This is a genomic window from Kordiimonas sp., assembly GCF_048260245.1.
Taxonomy (GTDB): domain Bacteria; phylum Pseudomonadota; class Alphaproteobacteria; order Sphingomonadales; family Kordiimonadaceae; genus Kordiimonas.
Map to the genome: position 1 here is coordinate 1 of NZ_JBLXGZ010000002.1, position 17,713 is coordinate 17,713.

The 17,713-nt window shown below is 56.0% G+C and carries 17 protein-coding genes and 1 tRNA gene; 12 read left to right on the forward strand and 6 right to left on the reverse strand.

The features are described from left to right. Together gltB and ACN0VM_RS01375 are read right to left on the reverse strand one after the other, a co-directional pair. The coding region (gene gltB, locus ACN0VM_RS01370; RefSeq protein ID WP_417449037.1) for a glutamate synthase large subunit at positions 1-3,011 on the reverse strand (3,011 nt) is incomplete at its 3' end. 14 nt (positions 3,012-3,025) lie between these two features. Further along, positions 3,026-4,453 carry an NAD(P)-dependent oxidoreductase gene (locus ACN0VM_RS01375; RefSeq protein WP_417449038.1) on the reverse strand — a complete coding sequence of 476 codons (1,428 nt, stop codon included), beginning with the start codon at positions 4,451-4,453 and terminating at the stop codon, positions 3,026-3,028. A gap of 425 nt (positions 4,454-4,878) precedes the next feature. Between ACN0VM_RS01375 and ACN0VM_RS01380 the strand changes: the two genes are divergently transcribed. Next, positions 4,879-5,709: an undecaprenyl-diphosphate phosphatase gene (locus ACN0VM_RS01380; protein ID WP_417449039.1), complete on the forward strand. Its 831-nt coding sequence runs from the start codon at positions 4,879-4,881 to the stop codon at positions 5,707-5,709. Here the strand turns inward: ACN0VM_RS01380 and ACN0VM_RS01385 are convergent. Then, positions 5,706-6,647, reverse strand: a complete 942-nt coding sequence (locus tag ACN0VM_RS01385; RefSeq protein ID WP_417449040.1) for a complex I NDUFA9 subunit family protein — start codon at positions 6,645-6,647, stop codon at positions 5,706-5,708. The genes ACN0VM_RS01380 and ACN0VM_RS01385 overlap by 4 nt on opposite strands. Positions 6,648-6,849: 202 nt before the next feature. Here ACN0VM_RS01385 and ACN0VM_RS01390 point away from each other — a divergent pair. The 4 genes from ACN0VM_RS01390 (at position 6,850) to ACN0VM_RS01405 (ending at position 9,015) form a co-directional block, all read left to right on the forward strand. Next, positions 6,850-6,937, forward strand: a tRNA-Leu gene (locus ACN0VM_RS01390). Between the two features lie 112 nt (positions 6,938-7,049). After that, positions 7,050-7,400 (forward strand): YigZ family protein, encoded by a 351-nt coding sequence (locus tag ACN0VM_RS01395; protein ID WP_417449041.1) that lies wholly within the window; start codon positions 7,050-7,052, stop codon positions 7,398-7,400. A 102-nt stretch (positions 7,401-7,502) separates the two neighbouring features. After that, positions 7,503-7,847 carry an ArsR/SmtB family transcription factor gene (locus ACN0VM_RS01400; protein ID WP_417449042.1) on the forward strand — a complete coding sequence of 115 codons (345 nt, stop codon included), beginning with the start codon at positions 7,503-7,505 and terminating at the stop codon, positions 7,845-7,847. 52 nt (positions 7,848-7,899) lie between these two features. After that, on the forward strand, positions 7,900-9,015 hold the full coding sequence (locus ACN0VM_RS01405; protein ID WP_417449247.1) for a THUMP domain-containing class I SAM-dependent RNA methyltransferase: 1,116 nt from the start codon (positions 7,900-7,902) through the stop codon (positions 9,013-9,015). Between the two features lie 12 nt (positions 9,016-9,027). Here ACN0VM_RS01405 and ACN0VM_RS01410 read toward each other — a convergent pair whose 3' ends face one another. Continuing rightward, a complete protein-coding gene (locus ACN0VM_RS01410; RefSeq protein WP_417449043.1) occupies positions 9,028-9,819 on the reverse strand; it encodes a thioesterase family protein in 792 nt (263 codons plus the stop codon). A gap of 270 nt (positions 9,820-10,089) precedes the next feature. Here ACN0VM_RS01410 and ACN0VM_RS01415 point away from each other — a divergent pair, with 270 nt between their 5' ends. The 7 genes from ACN0VM_RS01415 to ACN0VM_RS01445 all read left to right on the forward strand — a co-directional run bounded on the left by ACN0VM_RS01415 (position 10,090) and on the right by ACN0VM_RS01445 (position 16,045). Further along, a complete protein-coding gene (locus ACN0VM_RS01415) occupies positions 10,090-10,701 on the forward strand; it encodes a ribonuclease D (protein WP_417449044.1) in 612 nt (203 codons plus the stop codon). A gap of 16 nt (positions 10,702-10,717) precedes the next feature. Further along, on the forward strand, positions 10,718-11,476 hold the full coding sequence (locus ACN0VM_RS01420; protein ID WP_417449045.1) for a hypothetical protein: 759 nt from the start codon (positions 10,718-10,720) through the stop codon (positions 11,474-11,476). A gap of 107 nt (positions 11,477-11,583) precedes the next feature. Then, positions 11,584-12,042 (forward strand): LptA/OstA family protein, encoded by a 459-nt coding sequence (locus ACN0VM_RS01425; RefSeq protein ID WP_417449046.1) that lies wholly within the window; start codon positions 11,584-11,586, stop codon positions 12,040-12,042. 221 nt (positions 12,043-12,263) lie between these two features. After that, the gene (gene lptB / locus ACN0VM_RS01430; protein ID WP_417449047.1) at positions 12,264-13,049 is read left to right on the forward strand and encodes an LPS export ABC transporter ATP-binding protein; all 786 of its coding nucleotides are present in this window, start codon (positions 12,264-12,266) and stop codon (positions 13,047-13,049) included. 12 nt (positions 13,050-13,061) lie between these two features. Then, complete coding sequence (gene rpoN, locus ACN0VM_RS01435; protein WP_417449048.1) at positions 13,062-14,654, forward strand: RNA polymerase factor sigma-54; 1,593 nt, start codon at positions 13,062-13,064, stop codon at positions 14,652-14,654. A 268-nt stretch (positions 14,655-14,922) separates the two neighbouring features. Next, positions 14,923-15,504: a ribosome hibernation-promoting factor, HPF/YfiA family gene (hpf, locus tag ACN0VM_RS01440; protein WP_417449049.1), complete on the forward strand. Its 582-nt coding sequence runs from the start codon at positions 14,923-14,925 to the stop codon at positions 15,502-15,504. A 79-nt stretch (positions 15,505-15,583) separates the two neighbouring features. Beyond that, entirely contained in the window at positions 15,584-16,045 is a 462-nt protein-coding gene (locus ACN0VM_RS01445; RefSeq protein ID WP_417449050.1) for a PTS sugar transporter subunit IIA, read from the forward strand. Here the strand turns inward: ACN0VM_RS01445 and truA are convergent. Both truA and fmt read right to left on the reverse strand, forming a co-directional pair. Then, positions 16,042-16,788, reverse strand: coding sequence for a tRNA pseudouridine(38-40) synthase TruA (gene truA, locus ACN0VM_RS01450; RefSeq protein ID WP_417449051.1), 747 nt, complete (start codon positions 16,786-16,788; stop codon positions 16,042-16,044). The genes ACN0VM_RS01445 and truA overlap by 4 nt on opposite strands. Further along, the gene (gene fmt / locus ACN0VM_RS01455) at positions 16,788-17,711 is read right to left on the reverse strand and encodes a methionyl-tRNA formyltransferase (RefSeq protein ID WP_417449052.1); all 924 of its coding nucleotides are present in this window, start codon (positions 17,709-17,711) and stop codon (positions 16,788-16,790) included. Before fmt ends, truA begins: the two co-directional genes overlap by 1 nt. Positions 17,712-17,713 lie beyond the last annotated feature (2 nt).

Below are 17,713 nucleotides of genomic sequence, written 5' to 3' on the forward strand. Positions count from 1 at the left end.
AGCTGCGCCAGATCCTCGATCGAGTAGATATCATGGTGCGGCGGCGGGGAGATAAGCGTCACACCCGGCGTGGAATGGCGCAACTTCGCGATCATCTCTGTCACCTTGAAGCCGGGAAGCTGGCCACCTTCACCAGGCTTGGCACCTTGGGCAACCTTGATTTCCAGCTCTTCGCAGGCGTTCAGGTATTCTGCCGTCACGCCAAAGCGGCCGGACGCCACCTGCTTGATCGGGCTGTTGGCGTTGTCGCCGTTCTCATAGGGCTTGTAGCGTTTTTTGTCTTCGCCACCCTCACCCGAGACCGACTTCGCACCAATGCGGTTCATGGCAATCGCCAGTGTTTCATGCGCTTCAACCGACAGCGCACCCAACGACATGCCCGGCGTGATGAAACGTTTACGGATCTGGGTGATCGATTCCACCTCATCAATCGGCTTGCCTTTTTCAGGGCGACGAAAATCCATCAAGTCACGCAGGTTCACCGGGGGCAGGTTATGCAAACCCCGCGAATAGGTGAGGTACTTGGCATAGTTGTCTTGGCCAACTGCAGTTTGCAACAGGTGGATAAGCTGGCCGTCATGGGCATGCACTTCGCCGCCACGGCGGTAGCGATAGAGGCCGCCAATGGGCAATACCAGAGCATCCTCATCAAAGGCTTTCGCGTGTTGTTCCAATACTTTTTTCTGGATACCCGACAGCCCGATACCGGAAATTTTCGTCGGCATCCCTGGGAAAAACTCAGCCACGAGCGAACGAGAGAGGCCCAGCGCCTCGAAGTTATTGCCCCCACGGTAGGACGAGACCACCGATATGCCCATTTTCGACAGGATCTTGAGCAGCCCCTGATCAATGGCTTCGCTGGCGCGCCAGATAGCATCGTTGAGCGTCATGTCGCCAAAGAGCCCCTTGGCATGGCGGTCTGCAATGGTATCCTGTGCCAGATAAGCGTTTACAGTCGTGGCACCCGCACCGATGAGCACGGCAAAATAATGCGGGTCGAGACATTCCCCCGCACGCACATTGAGGCTGGTGAAGGTTCTGAGCCCCTCATTGAGCAGGTGTGTGTGCAAGCCACCCGTTGCCAGAATCATCGGCACCGGCGCACGCTCCTCGCTGATATTTTCGTCTGATAGGAACAAATGCCCGCGACCGGCACGCACTGCATCTTCAGCTTCGCGCCGGATACGGTCGATTGCCTCACGCAGGGCGGTTTTGCCCGCCTTGACTTCAAAGGTACAGTCAATCACCTGTGCCGAGTCGCCAAAATGCTTGATCAGGATATCCCATTCACGGCTTGAGATCACCGGACTGTCGAGCACGATGGCCCCAGCCTGCGTGTGGCCGCTATCGAGCACGTTGGCAAAGTTGCCAAAACGTGTCTTGAGGCTCATCACCCTGTGTTCGCGCAGACTGTCAATCGGCGGATTTGTCACCTGGCTGAAATTCTGGCGGAAATAATGCGACAGATTACGATACTTGGACGATAAAACAGCAAGCGGTGTGTCGTCGCCCATGGAGCCAATGGCTTCCTTGGCTGTCGTTACCTGCGGATGAAGGATAAGCTCAAGGTCTTCATGGCTGAGACCGGCCGCGATTTGCCTGCGCTTGAGGTCATCGCCGGTGAAAGCCGCGCCTTCGGGTCCCCGGAAATCCGGCAATTCGTCGATGCCCTGAATGTCCTGAACCCAATCCTCAAACGGCTGACTGGCCGCCAGTTTGTCCTTAATCTCGCGGTCATGGTAGAAATGACCCTCCTTGAGATCGAGCGCAATCATCTGCCCAGGGCCCAGGCGGCCCTTTTCGCGCACGTCTTCCTCGTCGACGATCACCATGCCGGTTTCGGAGCCAACCACCAGGAAGCCATCGTTGGTCACCGTAAACCGCATGGGGCGAAGTCCGTTACGGTCCAGCCCGGCGACAACCCAACGGCCGTCTGTGGCTGCCAGCGCAGCCGGACCGTCCCATGGCTCCATCACCGAATTAGTGTAGGCATACATGGCGCGGTGAGCCTCAGGCATGCTGGTTTTATTGGTCCAGGCTTCAGGCACCAGCATGGTTTTCACCATGGGCGCCGACCGGCCCGCACGCACCATGACCTCAAACACAGCATCAAGGGCCGCGCTGTCACTGGCACCTTTTGGCACCACAGGCTTGATATCTTCGGAATTTTCACCAAACGCTATTGACGCCATGCGGATCTGGTGACTGCGCATCCAGTTCACATTGCCGCGGATGGTGTTGATCTCGCCGTTGTGCGCCAGCATGCGGAAGGGCTGCGCCAGCCACCACTGTGGGAACGTGTTTGTCGAATAGCGCTGGTGGTACACCGCAAAGCTGGAGACAAAACGCTCATCCTCAAGATCAGGATAAAAGGTAGAAAGTTGTTCGGCCAGAAACAGGCCTTTATAAATGACCGACCGGCATGACAGCGAACAGATATAGAAGTCACCCACCTGTGCCTTGATAACCGCAGCTTCAATGCGGCGGCGCACAAGGTAAAGTTCGCGTTCGAACGTCTCTTCATCAACTCCCTTGGAGTTGGCGATCATGATCTGTTCAATCTCGGGCCGGGTGCTTTCGGCTTTTTCGCCAATCACATCAATGTCCACCGGCACCTGACGCCAACCATAGATGGTGTAGCCAAACGCGAGGATTTCTTTTTCCACGATGGTACGGCAGGTTTCCTGCGCCGACAGGTCAACCCGCGGCAGGAAAACCATACCGACCGCCAGACGTCCTTCCGCAGGCACATGGCCCGTGGCCCGCACGTGTTCCTTGAAAAACGCCTGCGGGATCTCGACGTGAATACCCGCGCCGTCACCGGTTTTACCGTCTGCGTCTACCGCGCCCCGGTGCCAGATGGCCTTTAGCGCCTCGATCCCCATAAGCACCACACGGCGCGAGGGTTTGCCGTCCATAGCCGCCACAAGGCCAACACCACAAGACGAATGCTCATCTACCGGATCGTACAGCCCAACAGGGCCCGGAACATGCTCGTTATAAGTCTGCATCATCTTTTGTCCCCTTATGCCGCGACACTTGCGCGAGCGCGCAGGAATTGTTTGATCTGGGCCGCAGCGTCGCGGCCGTCACGAATAGCCCACACCACAAGCGAGGCACCGCGCACGATATCACCGGCAGCAAACACCCCGTCGAGGTTGGTCATCATGGTTGAGTGGTTCACCGTCACCGTGCCCCAGCGCGTAACGCGCAGTTCCGGCGCACCAAAAAGCGCGGGCAGGTCTTCGGGCTCAAACCCGAGCGCCATCACGGCAAGGTCACAGTCCAGGGTGAAGGACGATTCCGGTACCGGCTCAGGCGCTTGCCGACCGGTGGCATCAGGCGCGCCCAGGCGCATTTCATAGGCGCGCACCGCTTCAACATCCTTGACGCCCAGAAATGCCTCAGGGCCAGAGAGCCAAACAAATTCAACGCCTTCTTCCTCGGCATTTTGTACCTCACGCACCGACCCCGGCATGTTGGCCCGGTCCCTGCGGTAAAGGCATTTGACCGACTTGGCACCCTGCCGTACAGCCGTTCGCACGCAGTCCATCGCGGTATCACCGCCACCAATGACGACGACGTTTTTGCCGTTGGCATCCAGCGCGCCGTTTTCAAACTCAGGCACAGTGTCGCCCAGACCCTGCCGGTTGGAAGCAATAAGATAATCAAGTGCCTCGCGAATATTCCCAAGGCCTACACCCGGCACCTTAAGGCCTCGGGCGCGATAAACCCCGGTCGCGATCAGAACGGCATCATGTTTTTCACGCAGTTCCGCAAGGCCCGCTTCGCCGCCAACCTCAAAGTCAAGGTGGAAGGTAATGCCGGATTGCTCCAGTCGCCCGGTACGACGGCCCACAACGTCCTTTTCCAGCTTGAAACCGGGAATACCATATATCAGCAGGCCACCAGCGCGGTCGTGCCGGTCATAGACATGAACCTGAAAGCCCGCTTTACGAAGCTCTTCAGCGGCCGCGAGACCCGCAGGCCCGGCACCGATAATACCAACGCTCTCGTCCAGTTCCTTGCGTGGTGTTATCGGCTTGATCCAGCCCTGATCCCACGCGTTATCGGTAATGAATTTCTCAACGCTGCCAATAGTGACGGAGTCGAAATCCTTCTCAATGACACAATTGCCTTCACACAGGCGGTCCTGCGGGCAGATGCGACCACAAATCTCCGGCATATTGTTCGTGGCGCTTGAGATTTCGTAAGCTTCCTGCAACCGGCCTTCAGCGGTCAAGCGCAACCAGTCTGGGATATTGTTCCCAAGCGGACAATGGATCTGGCAAAACGGCACACCGCACTGGCTGCAGCGGCTGGACTGCTCACGCGCGCCATCCACGTTATAGCGGGCATAGACTTCAGAAAAGTCCTCCGCACGCTCTTTTGCCGCGCGTTTGTCCGGCATTTTCTGGTCGATCGAAACAAATTTCAACAGATCGTCGGCCATAGGGCACCCTTCTCACTCTGACAGTTAAAGTGCCCGACAAGATGCCCGACACATTATTATTCGCCCGGAAGCAGCGTGTTAGAAATAGCCGATGCAGAATTGTCGGCGGCTCCGGAAGGCCTAAATAAACCCGGGTGGGTTTATGGCTTGGCGGGGTCGTCGGGATAGCCTCTGCATTAGCAAGTAATTTTACTGTCCACGATTCCGATGCTGCGCATTATAAGTTCAAAATTATCAAATTTCACGCAAAAAATACATTATAGGTCAATTATACTGTCCTATAATTCCTAAATACCTCAAATCCAACGATTCTTCGCCGGACTGGAATGGCCATTTTAGTACCGTTATTGTACTATATCGACTATCGCCACCACCGGGGCACCTTGTTATAAGGATTTTCGAGAATTTCATGGGGAGAGGTGGCCGTGACGGCTCTGCATTTGTTCATCCTGGCTATCGTTCAGGGCATCACCGAATTTCTGCCAATTAGCTCATCTGGACACCTTGTGCTTGTGCCGGTGCTTACCGGCTGGCCCGATCAAGGCCTGATGATGGACGTCTCCGTGCATGTCGGAACGCTGGTTGCGGTACTGATCTATTTTCGTGATGACACAAAGGGCCTGTTTCTCGCGGGTCTCGGCTCTGTCGGCATCGCGCCCGCGCGGCGCGCAACGGAAGGCACCATTTATGGCAAGCTGTTCTGGGCTATTGTCATCGCGACCATCCCGGCAGCCATGATGGGCTTTGCCGTCAAGATCACCGGACTTGCCGACCTGATGCGGGGGGCGGCTATTATCGCCACGACCTCCATCATCTTCGGCCTTCTACTTTATTGGGCCGACAAAGTGGGGGCGACGGAGAAAACGCTGGAGCGCATGGCCGTCAAACCAGCATTGATCGTCGGGCTAGCACAGGTCCTGGCTCTCATCCCCGGCACCAGTCGCGCGGGTATCACCATGACGGCAGCGCGCTATCTGGGCTTCACGCGTCAGGATGCGGCGCGGTTTTCCCTTCTTTTGTCGATCCCCACTATCCTTGGCGCCGGTGTGCTCCTGGGTAAGGATGTCGCGGAAAGTGGTGACCAGATCCTGTGGGTGCACGCAGCGTTCGCGGCCGGCCTTTCCTGCCTCGCAGCACTGGCGGCGATCCACTTTCTGATGAAATGGCTTGCGCACGCCAGCATGGCCATTTTTGTTGTCTACCGGGTTGCTCTCGGGCTGTTCCTGTTCGCGCTGATCGCCGGCGGCGCCATCTAACCTGTCTTGAACTGGCCGTGGCGCTTGTGGTGTGTCATGTAAGCTGGCAACACCGCACTGATACGGGTTGGCGTGATATCGAGATCTGCCAACCCCTTTGCGCCCTCCGGCACCACATTATCCTGCTTTAGCAATTTCACCTGATCGCGCGTTAAGAGCGGGTTTGGCAGCAGCCCCAGAAATGTCGCCTCAAACATGGCAAGACCGAACGGCACATTGATGATCGGTCGCTGCACGCCGGTATAATCCATCATTTCCTCAAGCAGGGCACGCAGTGTTTTAACCTGTGGCCCGCCCAGCGAAAACATTTGCCCTGCAACTGCCCTGGTCCCCGTCGCGGCGCGAACAATGGCTTCCGCCACATCATGCACGTAAACAGGCTGGAACTTCGTCTCCGCCCCGGGAATAGGCAAAACCGGCAGCTTCGCGGCAAGAGAGGCGAACCGGTTATAAAAGCCGTCTTCCGGGCCAAACACCACGCTGGGGCGAATGATGGCGGCACCGGGAAAAGCACCCCGCACAGCGTCTTCGCCGCGCGCCTTGCTGCGCGCATAGTCTGACTCGGATCCGGCGTCCGCGCCAAGCGCTGACATATGCACCATAGTCCGCGCACCCGCCGCCGCGGCACAGGCCGCTACCCGGCCCGCGCCTTCATCGTGCAGGTCTTTGAAAGACTGGCCACCGGCATTAAACAACACACCTACCAGATTGATCACTGTATCAGCCCCAACCACCGCGCGCCTTACAGAGGCCTCGTTATTGAGGTTCGCCGCCACAATCTGTATCTGACCCAGTTCGCCAAGCGGCTTGAGAAAGAGGGCATCTGCCGGGCGCCGGACCGCCACGCGAATCAGGTCGCCGCGCGCCGCCAGTTTTTCCACCACATAGCGCCCGATGAAGCCGGAACCGCCGAATACTGTCACAAGCCTCGATTTCATGCCGTAACCTCCTATGCTGGAAAGAATATTTGCTTTGCGTCCAGTATAATCCTGACGTGCCATTATGGCAATTATACATACGAAAGTACGCGCTGCGCAGATGACAGTAGAAAATAATTACTATTCGCGGGCTTTTTTGACTGTGAGCGCTTGACAGCCCCCCCTTCCGCGCGCTAAATCCCGCCGACCAATTTCTTACGGTGCCCAGATGGCGGAATTGGTAGACGCGCTAGCTTCAGGTGCTAGTGTCCTTTATGGACGTGGAGGTTCGAGTCCTCTTCTGGGCACCAATCAAAAAACCCGCTTTTCTGGCGGGTTTTTTTGTGTTTAGCACTGATCGCCTGCTTTTGCTGTTACCGCAGCTCGTTTGACTTGCCCGCAACCGCCACTTATAGAGACGCGATGCAGATATTTGAGGGCATCATATCAGACCGCGGATCAAAATACGCGGTGTCCGGCGGGCCATGCAGTACGGCCGAGGAAGCCAAAGCTTTTATCAAGGCTCTTTGCCGGCGAAAAAAATTCGCCAAGGCGACCCACAATACCTGGGGCTTTCTGGCTGGCGATGAACCCGTAAAAAACGACGACGGTGAAGGTGGTGCGGGCATGATTATCGTACGCATGCTGGAACGGGAAAATCTGCAAAACCACATCATCGTTGTCACCCGCTGGTACGGCGGAAAACACTTGGGTGGTGACCGCTTCCGCCACGTTCAGGACGCCGTCCGACACTACCTGGACAATGCGCTTTAGCGCCCTCACCATCGCGTGCGCCTCAATTTAAACCCTATATTCTATTGATTATATTAGGGAAAAATAAATATAATCTCCCGGTAATATATAGAAAGAGGCACCATGGCCGATGATCAGTTGAACGCAACACTGTCTGCACTCGCGGACCCCACGAGACGGGCCATCCTCACACGCCTGATGGCCGGTGACGCCACCGTAAACGAGCTTTTGGAACCTTTCAGTATATCCCAGCCCGCCTTGTCGAAGCACCTTAAGGTGCTGGAGGGTGCGGGGTTAATCTCGCAACGCAGTGATGGGCCGCGCCGACCGCGTCGGCTGGAGGCAGGCCCCCTTGTGGGTGTCGTTAAATGGCTGGAGGATTTTCGCCCCCACTGGGAAGACAGCATACAGCGCCAAGCCGAATTCGCCGACCTGCTTGAGGATGACGGTTCCATCACATGGAGCTAGACGCAGGTGGAATGAATCTGTCGACGCGGTAAGCTAAAGCGGTTACCTATGCATCATGACAGAGAATATACTTGAAATTTTTCTGGTAACGGTACCCGGTTTGGAAGCAACTCTGCTGGCCGAAGCACAGCAAAAAGGGTTTGCTGGCGCTAAAGCTATCACGGGCGGCGTCACCGTCCGTGGCGGTTGGCCTGACGTCTGGCGGGCCAATCTGGAACTGCGCGGACCGAGCCACGTGCTTGTCCGGCTAGGGTCCTTCAAGGTTCAGCATCTGGCCAAGCTTGATAAGCGTAGCCGCGGCTTCCCGTGGGCTGACACCTTGCGGACGGACAGGCCCGTACGCGTTGACGTAACCTGCAAAAAATCCCGCATATATCATGATAAGGCGGCTGCGGAACGGATTGAAAAAGCCATCCGTTCCGCCGCGGGCACCGAGATATCCAAAGACGCAGATATCTGTATCAAGGCACGTATTTTTGACGATATTTGCACCATCAGCGTGGATACCTCCGGCGAACCCCTCCACAAGCGAGGGCACAAAGAGGCAGTGAACAAAGCTCCCATGCGCGAAAACCTGGCCGCGCTGTTGCTTCGCGAATGTGGCTTTGACGGCTCAGAGCCGGTAATCGATCCTATGTGTGGTTCCGGCACATTTGTAATCGAAGCTGCAGAAATCGCGGCGGGCCTTTATCCCGGTCGCAGCCGCGCGTTTGCCTTTGAAGACCTGAAGTCCTTCGACAAAGTTATCTGGAACGACTTGAAGAAAAAAACGATACAAAACAACACCAGCTGCCGGTTTTATGGTTTCGACCGCGATGCAGGCGCCATTAAAATGAGCTGTGCTAATGCGAAGCGAGCGGGCGTGTCAAACCTCACCAGCTTTGGCGCACAACCCATCAGCGACCTTGCCCCGCCCGAAGGCCCTGCAGGGCTTGTGATCATCAACCCGCCCTATGGCGCACGCATTGGGGACGTTGGTCGTCTGCGCGCGCTATATACGACGCTCGGCAGCACCCTGTTATCACGGTTTACCGGCTGGCGCGTGGGCCTCGCAACCAACTCGCCTGAACTTGCAAAAGCAACAAAGCTGCCGTTTGGCAAAAAGCCGTTATCATTCTCTCATGGCGGTATTTCGGTGAAGCTGTTCAAAACACCGCCACTGCGTTAACGGCGTCAGCATTTATTCGAAATAAACCATGCATTGACGAGAGAGAGCGAGCAGCTCGCCAGACTCCGAAAACACCAGTCCGGATTGCTGGCTATAACCATTTGCGGCGGCCTCAAGTGTGTAATCAAGGTAGCACCACCCCGGTTTCACCGTCTCGGGCGCGACAAGAAATTCAAGCGACCAGCTAAGCGAACTTGCCATAATAGGCCGATCATAATGCGACATCATCACCGGTGGGGGAATATCTGCAATAGCAATAAGCGCCTCGGTCGGAAAGGCAGCAACGTCCGTGTTATGGCGCACCCATTTGCCAAGTCTGCGCGCCTTCTGGTTCGATGCCGGTATGCCGCCACCGGTCCAATGCACATCAAAATGCTTCAGAAAAGCCGGCAACAGGCGGACAGAGCTATCCATCGGGGGCACACTGTCCCGCGGCTCTGGCTGAAACGCCACGTCTGGCGGCGCTGCTTTGGTTTCACGGTCGGATCCGTATGCTGCCATGGCCTGGGCACATACCTTGTCGCCGTCCGTCATCAGCGCTGTCGCCTGGGTAACATTGCGCCCCTCCCGCAGCACGCTTGCTTTCACACCGACATCTCCTGCAGGGGCGGGGCCCACAAACGAGACCATGAGCGATCGCAATGTTTTCGGCTCATGCAGACCTTTCGTCATGCTGCGGGCGAGCAAGGCCGCGACAAGGCCACCAAATGTGGCGCGGCCCTGCGTCCACCCTTGCGTGAGAGTCACTGTGCCATCGGGGGCGCTAATATCACTCAGAATTTCAGCTAACAAACGGTCCTGCATATATAATCCTTACCAAACAAATTCGGGCGGGTGCCATGCCGTGAACAGATAGCACCTTCGCCGGACCGGGCAAGGCACCATCTGTGTATGCCCCCTATAACAGAGGCAAATAACCGCTGACGCCAATATAGTCCTTTTTTCTGCCACAAGGGGCTTTATAATAGTGGCTCCGCCTGACAATATCCGGCAGCATGTTGCGACAGCTTACGCTGCATCGTGACATGTCAGAATGTTCAAGCATGTTCAACACACCAGGGAGCAGGATACACAATGGCCATTCACTTCCATGAAGGCGACCTGCCGGATGGGGTCGACCTCGGCTCCATCGTCGCGATTGATAGCGAAACAATGGGCCTTAACCCGCACCGGGACCGACTTTGCGTCGTGCAATTGTCCTCAGGTGACGGTGACGCTCATCTGGTGCGCTTCAGGAAGGCCACCTATAACGCGCCAAACCTGCGCAAGTTGCTCACAGACAAAAACGTACTGAAACTGTTCCATTTCGCCCGCTTCGATGTCGCGGTAATGAAGAAGTATCTAGGCGTAGACACCGCGCCGGTCTATTGCACCAAAATTGCCTCCAAGCTTGTGCGTACCTATACCGACCGACATGGGCTGAAGGATCTTGTACGTGAACTGGCTGGCATTGAGCTGGACAAACAGCAGCAGTCCAGCGATTGGGGCGCGGACGACATCACCGACGCACAGCAAAAATATGCCGCATCAGACGTGCTTTACCTTCACGCCTGCAAGGAAAAGCTGGATATGATGCTGGCGCGTGAGGGGCGGACAGAACTGGCGGCAACCGCTTTCGCCTTCCTGCCAACGCGCGCCGCCCTTGACCTGGCCGGTTTTGAACCGGTTGATATTTTTTCGCACTAAGGTTCAGCAACGCCACATGTCTCAAGCCAACAACGCCGACAAAGAGCATTTCATCAGCACGGACGCCTCAAGGGCGCGCGCGCGCGATGCATTGGGCCCGATGGCAATTAAAAAAACCGGCGAAAACTGGGACCGCTTTATCCTGTTCATGCGGGTGCTGTTACCGATACTCGCCGTCATTGTGGGCGGCACAACAATACTGTGGCCGTTTATCAATGAAAAAGAGGTCAGCTTTACGCTCTCTCAGGATGAGGTCGCTAAAAGTGATGGCGTCATCCACATGACCAACCCGCGCTACGTCGGCACAGATTCTGGCAACAGATTGTTCAGTGTCGAAGCAAGCAGTGGCCAGCAGGAGGATGCCAAGTCTCCGCGCATCCGGCTAAGCGACATCCGAGCACAGATGGAACTGCGCCCGGGAAGCCCGGCTTTTGTCCACGCCCGCACCGGCATTTACCGCATGAAAGAAAGTAGTCTCTCACTGGTTGGCGGCGTATCCGTGCGGTCCGCGGCGGGCTATGAGCTTGAAATGGACGGCGCCGAAATTGACCTCAAAGCTCACACCGCTGTGGGCCAGGGGAACGTCCGAGGCGCGTCGGAACTGGGGCGCCTTGAAGCCGGGCAGATGGAAATTCTGGTAGATACGCAAGAAGGCATTTTCGAAGGTGGCGTTAAGCTTTACCTTATCCCACGGCGGCCAAAATCAGACGGGCCCAGGGCGCCCCACCTGACCAGCCAGCCAAACCGCAACCCGTCAGAATTCGCGGGCACATGAGGTATATGATGACATTCCGTACTTTGGCATATATGGGCCGTACTTTGGCATATATAGGGATTTTTGCATGTAGTCTGTTGGGCGCAAATATAGTCCATGCACAGTCTGTGCTCAAAAATCACGACACCTACCAGCCGATCGACATCTCTGCTGAACGGCTGGAGATGAAACAAAAGGAAGGCCGGGCCATTTTTAAAGGAGCCGTTGTCGTCAAACAGGGAGATATGACCCTGAATGCCGATACGCTGACTGTATTTTATCAAGCGGAGAACGGCGTTGAAAACCCTTCAATCTCCAGACTTGACGCGGAAGGCGGCGTAAAACTCACCTCCGATAGTGAAACCCTTACCGGTGAATGGGGTGTTTATGACGTGGATCGTCGTCTGATCACCCTTGGCGGCAGCGTCAGCTTCATGCAGGGAGAGTCAATCCTGACAGGCGAACGGCTTGAGTTTGACCTGGTTTCGGGTCTGGCGAAACTCGACGGACGTGCCAGTGATGACGGCCGAGTACGAGGCCAATTCAGTGTCCCCTCGCCAAAGGACAACAAGGACGGTAACCGGTAAGCCGCGATATCGCTAAAACCCGGCCTCACAACAGCTTTCACGAGTGATGGCATGACCGAACAGCGTCAAGAAATTCGGCGCTGTCCATTGCTTTTCGCTAGCGTCGGGCCCATCTTCATGATTTATTGACAAAGCTCATGCATAAAATGAGCCAATAAGCACCGTGGGTTGTCAGGCCGGGGAAAAACCTGACACGGAAGGCCCACATCGAGGGATGGTCTATGAGAATGAATGGCAGCGAAAGCAGTCAAACTTCAGGTAGCGACAAAAATGTTGGCAACGACGCCGAGGGACTGCATGTGTGCGGCATCGGCAAAGCGTATAGTGGCCGACCTGTCCTGCGTGACGTATCTCTTTCTGTACACCGCGGCGAGGTTGTCGGTCTTTTAGGCCCGAATGGCGCTGGCAAAACCACGTGTTTTTACTCCATAACCGGGCTGATCGCGCCTGACCATGGCCGGGTCGAACTGGACGGCGTTGATGTGACCCATCTGCCGATGTACCGCCGGGCACGCCTCGGGATCGGCTACCTGCCACAGGAAACATCCATCTTCCGCGGCATGACGGTTGAGGAAAACATCCGCGCTATTCTTGAAGTTGTGGAGAAGGACCGTGCACTCAGGGACACAATGGTCGACGAACTGCTGGACGAATTTTCGATCACACATTTGCGCAACACACCTGCACTGGCGCTATCGGGCGGCGAACGACGGCGCTGCGAAATTGCCCGCGCACTGGCGGCCCGGCCCAGTTTTGTGCTGCTTGATGAACCATTTGCAGGTATCGACCCAATCGCAATTGCAGACATTCGAGACCTTACCGCTCACCTGAAAGATCGCGGTATCGGTGTCCTTATTACCGACCACAATGTGCGAGAGACACTTGATATCATTGACCGTGCCTACATCATCTATGATGGGCATGTCTTGTTTGAGGGCAACGCCGAAGCTGTACTCAAGGACCCGGATGTACGCCGGGTTTATCTGGGCGAAAGCTTCAGTCTTTAGGAGGGGGTATCCGTGGCCTTAACGCCAAGGCTTGATCTAAGACAAAGCCAACAGCTGGTGATGACTCCCCAGCTGCAGCAGGCGATCAAGCTTTTGCAGCTCTCCAACCTTGAACTGGCCGACTATGTGGCACAGGAGGTCGAGCGCAACCCGCTTCTGGAAGTGGGTGATCCCGGCGACAGTCCGATTGCACAGGACGGAGGCGAACAGGGCGGCACTGCTTCGGACGATTATCTGCGGGACGGCGGCGAACAAGGTGGCGACGGGTCAGACGGCATCGTCGCAGCTGATCGTGGACTTGAAAGCGCAATGGATACTTCATCCGGCAACGACGGTGCGCTCGATACCGACTTTGAGACCAATATTTACAATAGCGACGCAGCATCCGACAGGGTCAGCGCAGAAGGACCACCGGAAGGCCTTTCATCCGGTAGCCTGTCCTATGATGGTGGTGGCAGCGTCAAAGGCAGTGGCGGGGGCTTCGATGAGCGCGGCCTTGACCAGACCTTGGAAGGTGAAGAAAGCCTCCAGGACTATCTGATGCGGCAAATGGTGGTCGCCCTGCATGGTCCGGCGGAACGGTTGATCGCTACCCACCTGATCGATCTTGTCGACGATGCCGGATACCTTCGTACCGAAAGCTTGGAGGAAGTTGCCGAACAGCTGGGCAGCGATACTGGCGAGGTTGAACGAATTCTCATGGTGTTACAGACGCTTGAACCGTCTGGCGCCTTTGCGCGCGACCTCGGCGAATGCCTTGCACTTCAACTGCGTGAACTCGACCGCTTTGATCCCGCGATGGAAGCTCTGATAAACAATCTGGACCTTCTGGCCAAACGCGATATAGCCGCTCTCAAACGCATATGCGGCGTTGATCAGGACGATATCGCCGACATGGTAAAGGAAATCCGTGCCCTTAATCCCAAGCCCGGGCTGATGTTTGGCGGCGCCTCGGTACAGCCCGTCGTGCCGGATATTTTTGTCCATAAAAGCCGCGCGGGCAGCTGGGTGGTCGAACTCAATACCGACACCCTGCCCAAAGTACTGATGAACCAGCAATACTTGTCAGAGTTGACTGACGTGGCTACCGGCAAGGAAGCGAAAACATTTGTTTCGGACTGTGTTTCAAGCGCCAACTGGCTGGTGAAAGCCCTCGACCAGCGGGCACGAACGATTCTCAAGGTGTCGACTGCCCTCGTGAAGACGCAAAGCCACTTTTTCGAGCATGGTGTTCGTTTCCTCAAGCCCCTGACGCTGAAGGATATCGCGGATGAAATCAACATGCATGAAAGCACCGTCTCTCGCGTGACCAACAACAAGTTTATGTCCTGCCCCCGTGGTATGTTTGAACTCAAGTATTTTTTCACCTCGTCCATATCGTCCGGCGATGGTGGCGATGCCCATTCCTCCGAGTCGGTCAAGTTCCGCCTCAAGGAATTGATTGATGCCGAAGATCCGAAGAAGATTCTTTCCGACGACAAACTTGTGGTGATGATGAGGGGTGAGGGAATCGACATTGCGCGGCGCACTGTCGCCAAATACAGGGAGGCGATGCGCATCCCGTCATCCGTGCAGCGCAGACGCCTTAAAAACATGGGGTCGTGAGTCGTTCGCCTGTTCAACTCACAGGCGGGTAAAACAGACTCTTCAAATTCTCTTTAGTTTCAAAAAATTGACATAAATCATTCCGCATTAACCACACTTAAACCATCTTTTGTGGTAGGCTGAAAGCGTTGGTCGCAATGGCCAGCAGCGGCCCCGATGTCGGACGGGGACAGGCATCGGACTATAGTGTCGCAAGGCGGGTTGCAATGGCCCGTGATACCGGAAAAGGCTGCCGCCCCGGCAGCCAGAGAAAGGATGATTGGCACCTATGGATATCAATGTTACCGGACGGAAAATGAATGTAGGCGAAGCCCTCACCAGTCACGTTGAAGAACGCCTCGAAACAGTCGCAGAAAAATATTTCAGCCGCACCATTGATGCTACTACAACTTTTGTCAAAGAAGGCCATATCTACCGAGTAGATATCTCGGTTCATGCCGGTCAGGGTGTAAACCTTCAGGCAAGAGGCGAAGCCGATGAACCCTATGCCGCATTTGAGGCTGCGGCAGAGAAAGTAGAAAAACAGTTGCGTCGATACAAACGACGCCTTAAGAACCACCACCACGCACCGCAGCGCGAGGTCGCGATGGAGTTGGCACGCGACTCAGTTATCGCGCTGGAGCAGGAAGACGACGAACCAGCCCCGAATGGGCACGATGATCAGCCGATCATTATCGCAGAGGGCAAGAAGGAGATCCCGCTTGTTTCAGTGGGGGATGCCGTGATGTTGATGGACTTGGCTGACGCAAATGCATTTGTCTTCCGGAACCGAAAAAGCGAGGCACTTGAGGTGGTATACCGCCGACAGGATGGCAATATCGGGTGGATAAGCCCGGGCGAATCCGCCTGACGCCAATTGGAACGGTTGGAATTAAAGCCAGAAAAGGTACCGGGCCCGCGCATTGATGGGCCCGGATAAGAGAGAGATCATGGAGATCGAAGATTTGTTGGCGGCCGAGAATGTTCTCGCCGACTTTAGAGCATCGAGTAAAAAGCAGACGATTCAAGCTTTGTCACGCAAACTTGCCGACAGCACCAACCTTGATCCACGGACTGTTTTTGAAAAATTACTGGAACGTGAACGTCTTGGCAGCACCGGTGTTGGCAAGGGCGTAGCCATTCCGCATGCCCGCGTAGAAGGGCTTGACCGCATTGTTGGGCTTTTTGCGCGGCTGGTAAGCCCGATTGATTTCGATAGTGTAGACGATCAGCCTGTAGACATCGTGTTCATGTTGCTGGCACCGGTTGACGCAGGCGCAGATCACCTTAAAGCACTCGCGCGCATATCGCGTTTACTAAGAGATGAAGGCACCTTGGCAAAACTGCGCGTCACTGCGGACTCGAGCGCGCTGTACGCCATGCTGGCACAACCCGCGAGTAACGCCGCTTAAGTCTCGAACTCAACTTTACGAAAATAAAGGCCGTCCGGTGGGGCATTCAGCCCCAGCCGACTTCTGTCTCGCGCGTCAAGGGCTGCTTTAACGTCCGAAGCTGACCAGTTTCCCTCGCCTACCATCTTGAGCGTACCGGTGATGGACCGGATCTGATGATGCAGGAAAGACCGTGCACCAGCATGGATATGCACCTCCTCCCCTACCCGCTCAATGCTAAGGTAGTCCATCGTTTTCACCGGGCTTTTTGCCTGGCACCGCACATGACGGAAGGTGGTAAAGTCGTGCTGACCAATTAAAAGTTGCGCAGCTTCATGCATTGCCTCGTGATCAAGCAGCGGTTTTACATGCCACATCAATCCCTTCTGAAAAGAAGCGGGCGCCCGACGATTGAGAATTTTATATATATAGTGCCGCTTTACAGCAGAGAAGCGGGCGTTGAACTCCTCACTGACAGCCTCTACCGCGACAATCGATATTGGTTCGCGCCGAAGATGATGATTCAGCGCGCCCTGCAAACCATCCGCTGTCATATCGCGCTCAAGGTCCAGGTGTGCAACCTGCCCCAAGGCATGCACGCCGGCATCGGTCCGTCCGGACCCCATTACCCGAATGTCTTCGCCGTGTGTAAAAGCACGACATGCCTCTTCGATCGCAGCCTGCACGGACGGACCGTTTTCCTGTCGTTGCCACCCGACATAGGGTCGGCCGTCATATTCAATGGTGAGTTTGAAGCGCTGCATCAGTTATCCAAACCAACTTTGGTATCTTTCGGCAACGAAAATCCCCGCAGCAACTCATTTCGCTCCATCGGAGCCTTACCCGCCCGCTGAGCACGATCAATGCGGTAAGCGCCTTCACCGCATGCTACCAGCATCTCTTCGTCAAGCACTGTTCCCGCAGTCCCGGTTTTCGGCTCTGCGTGGCCCGAAAGGATTTTCACGCGTTCGCCGCCTAACTCGGACCAAGCGCCAGGAAACGGAAACAAGCCCCGCACATGACGGTCAACCTCGGTAGCCGGACGTGTCCAATCGATACGCGCCTCGGCCTTTTCAATCTTTTTTGCGTAAGTGACCCCAATATCATCCTGAGGTTCAGCCTTCAGCTTGCCTGCCTCAACACCCTCTATCGCGCGGCAGATCAAATCCGCCCCCATTTGGGCCAAACGGTCGTGCAGGCCAAGGGTGGTATCATCGGGCGCAATCTCTATTTCCGCCCGTAGAAGCACCGGCCCGGTGTCAAGGCCGGCTTCCATCTGCATAATGCAAACACCTGTTTTCCGGTCGCCCGCCATCACCGCACGGTGGATGGGTGCTGCGCCACGCCAGCGCGGCAACAGGCTTGCATGAACATTCACGCATCCATATTTTGGCGTGTCCAGTACCGTCTGCGGCAGGATCTGGCCGTAAGCAACCACCACCGCAATGTCCGCGTCCAACGCGCGCAAGTCCGCCTGAGTGTCCTTCTCCCGCATGGATTTTGGTGTGAAAACCGACAGTCCGGCAGCTTCGGCAAAGGCGTGTACCGGGGAAGGCCGCAACTTTTTGCCTCGTCCGGCCGGTGCCGGCGGCTGGCTGTAGACCGCCACGATCTCGTGGCCGCCGTCCATCAATGCCTTCAAGGTTGGCACCGCAAAATCAGGTGTGCCCATAAAAGCGACCCGCATGG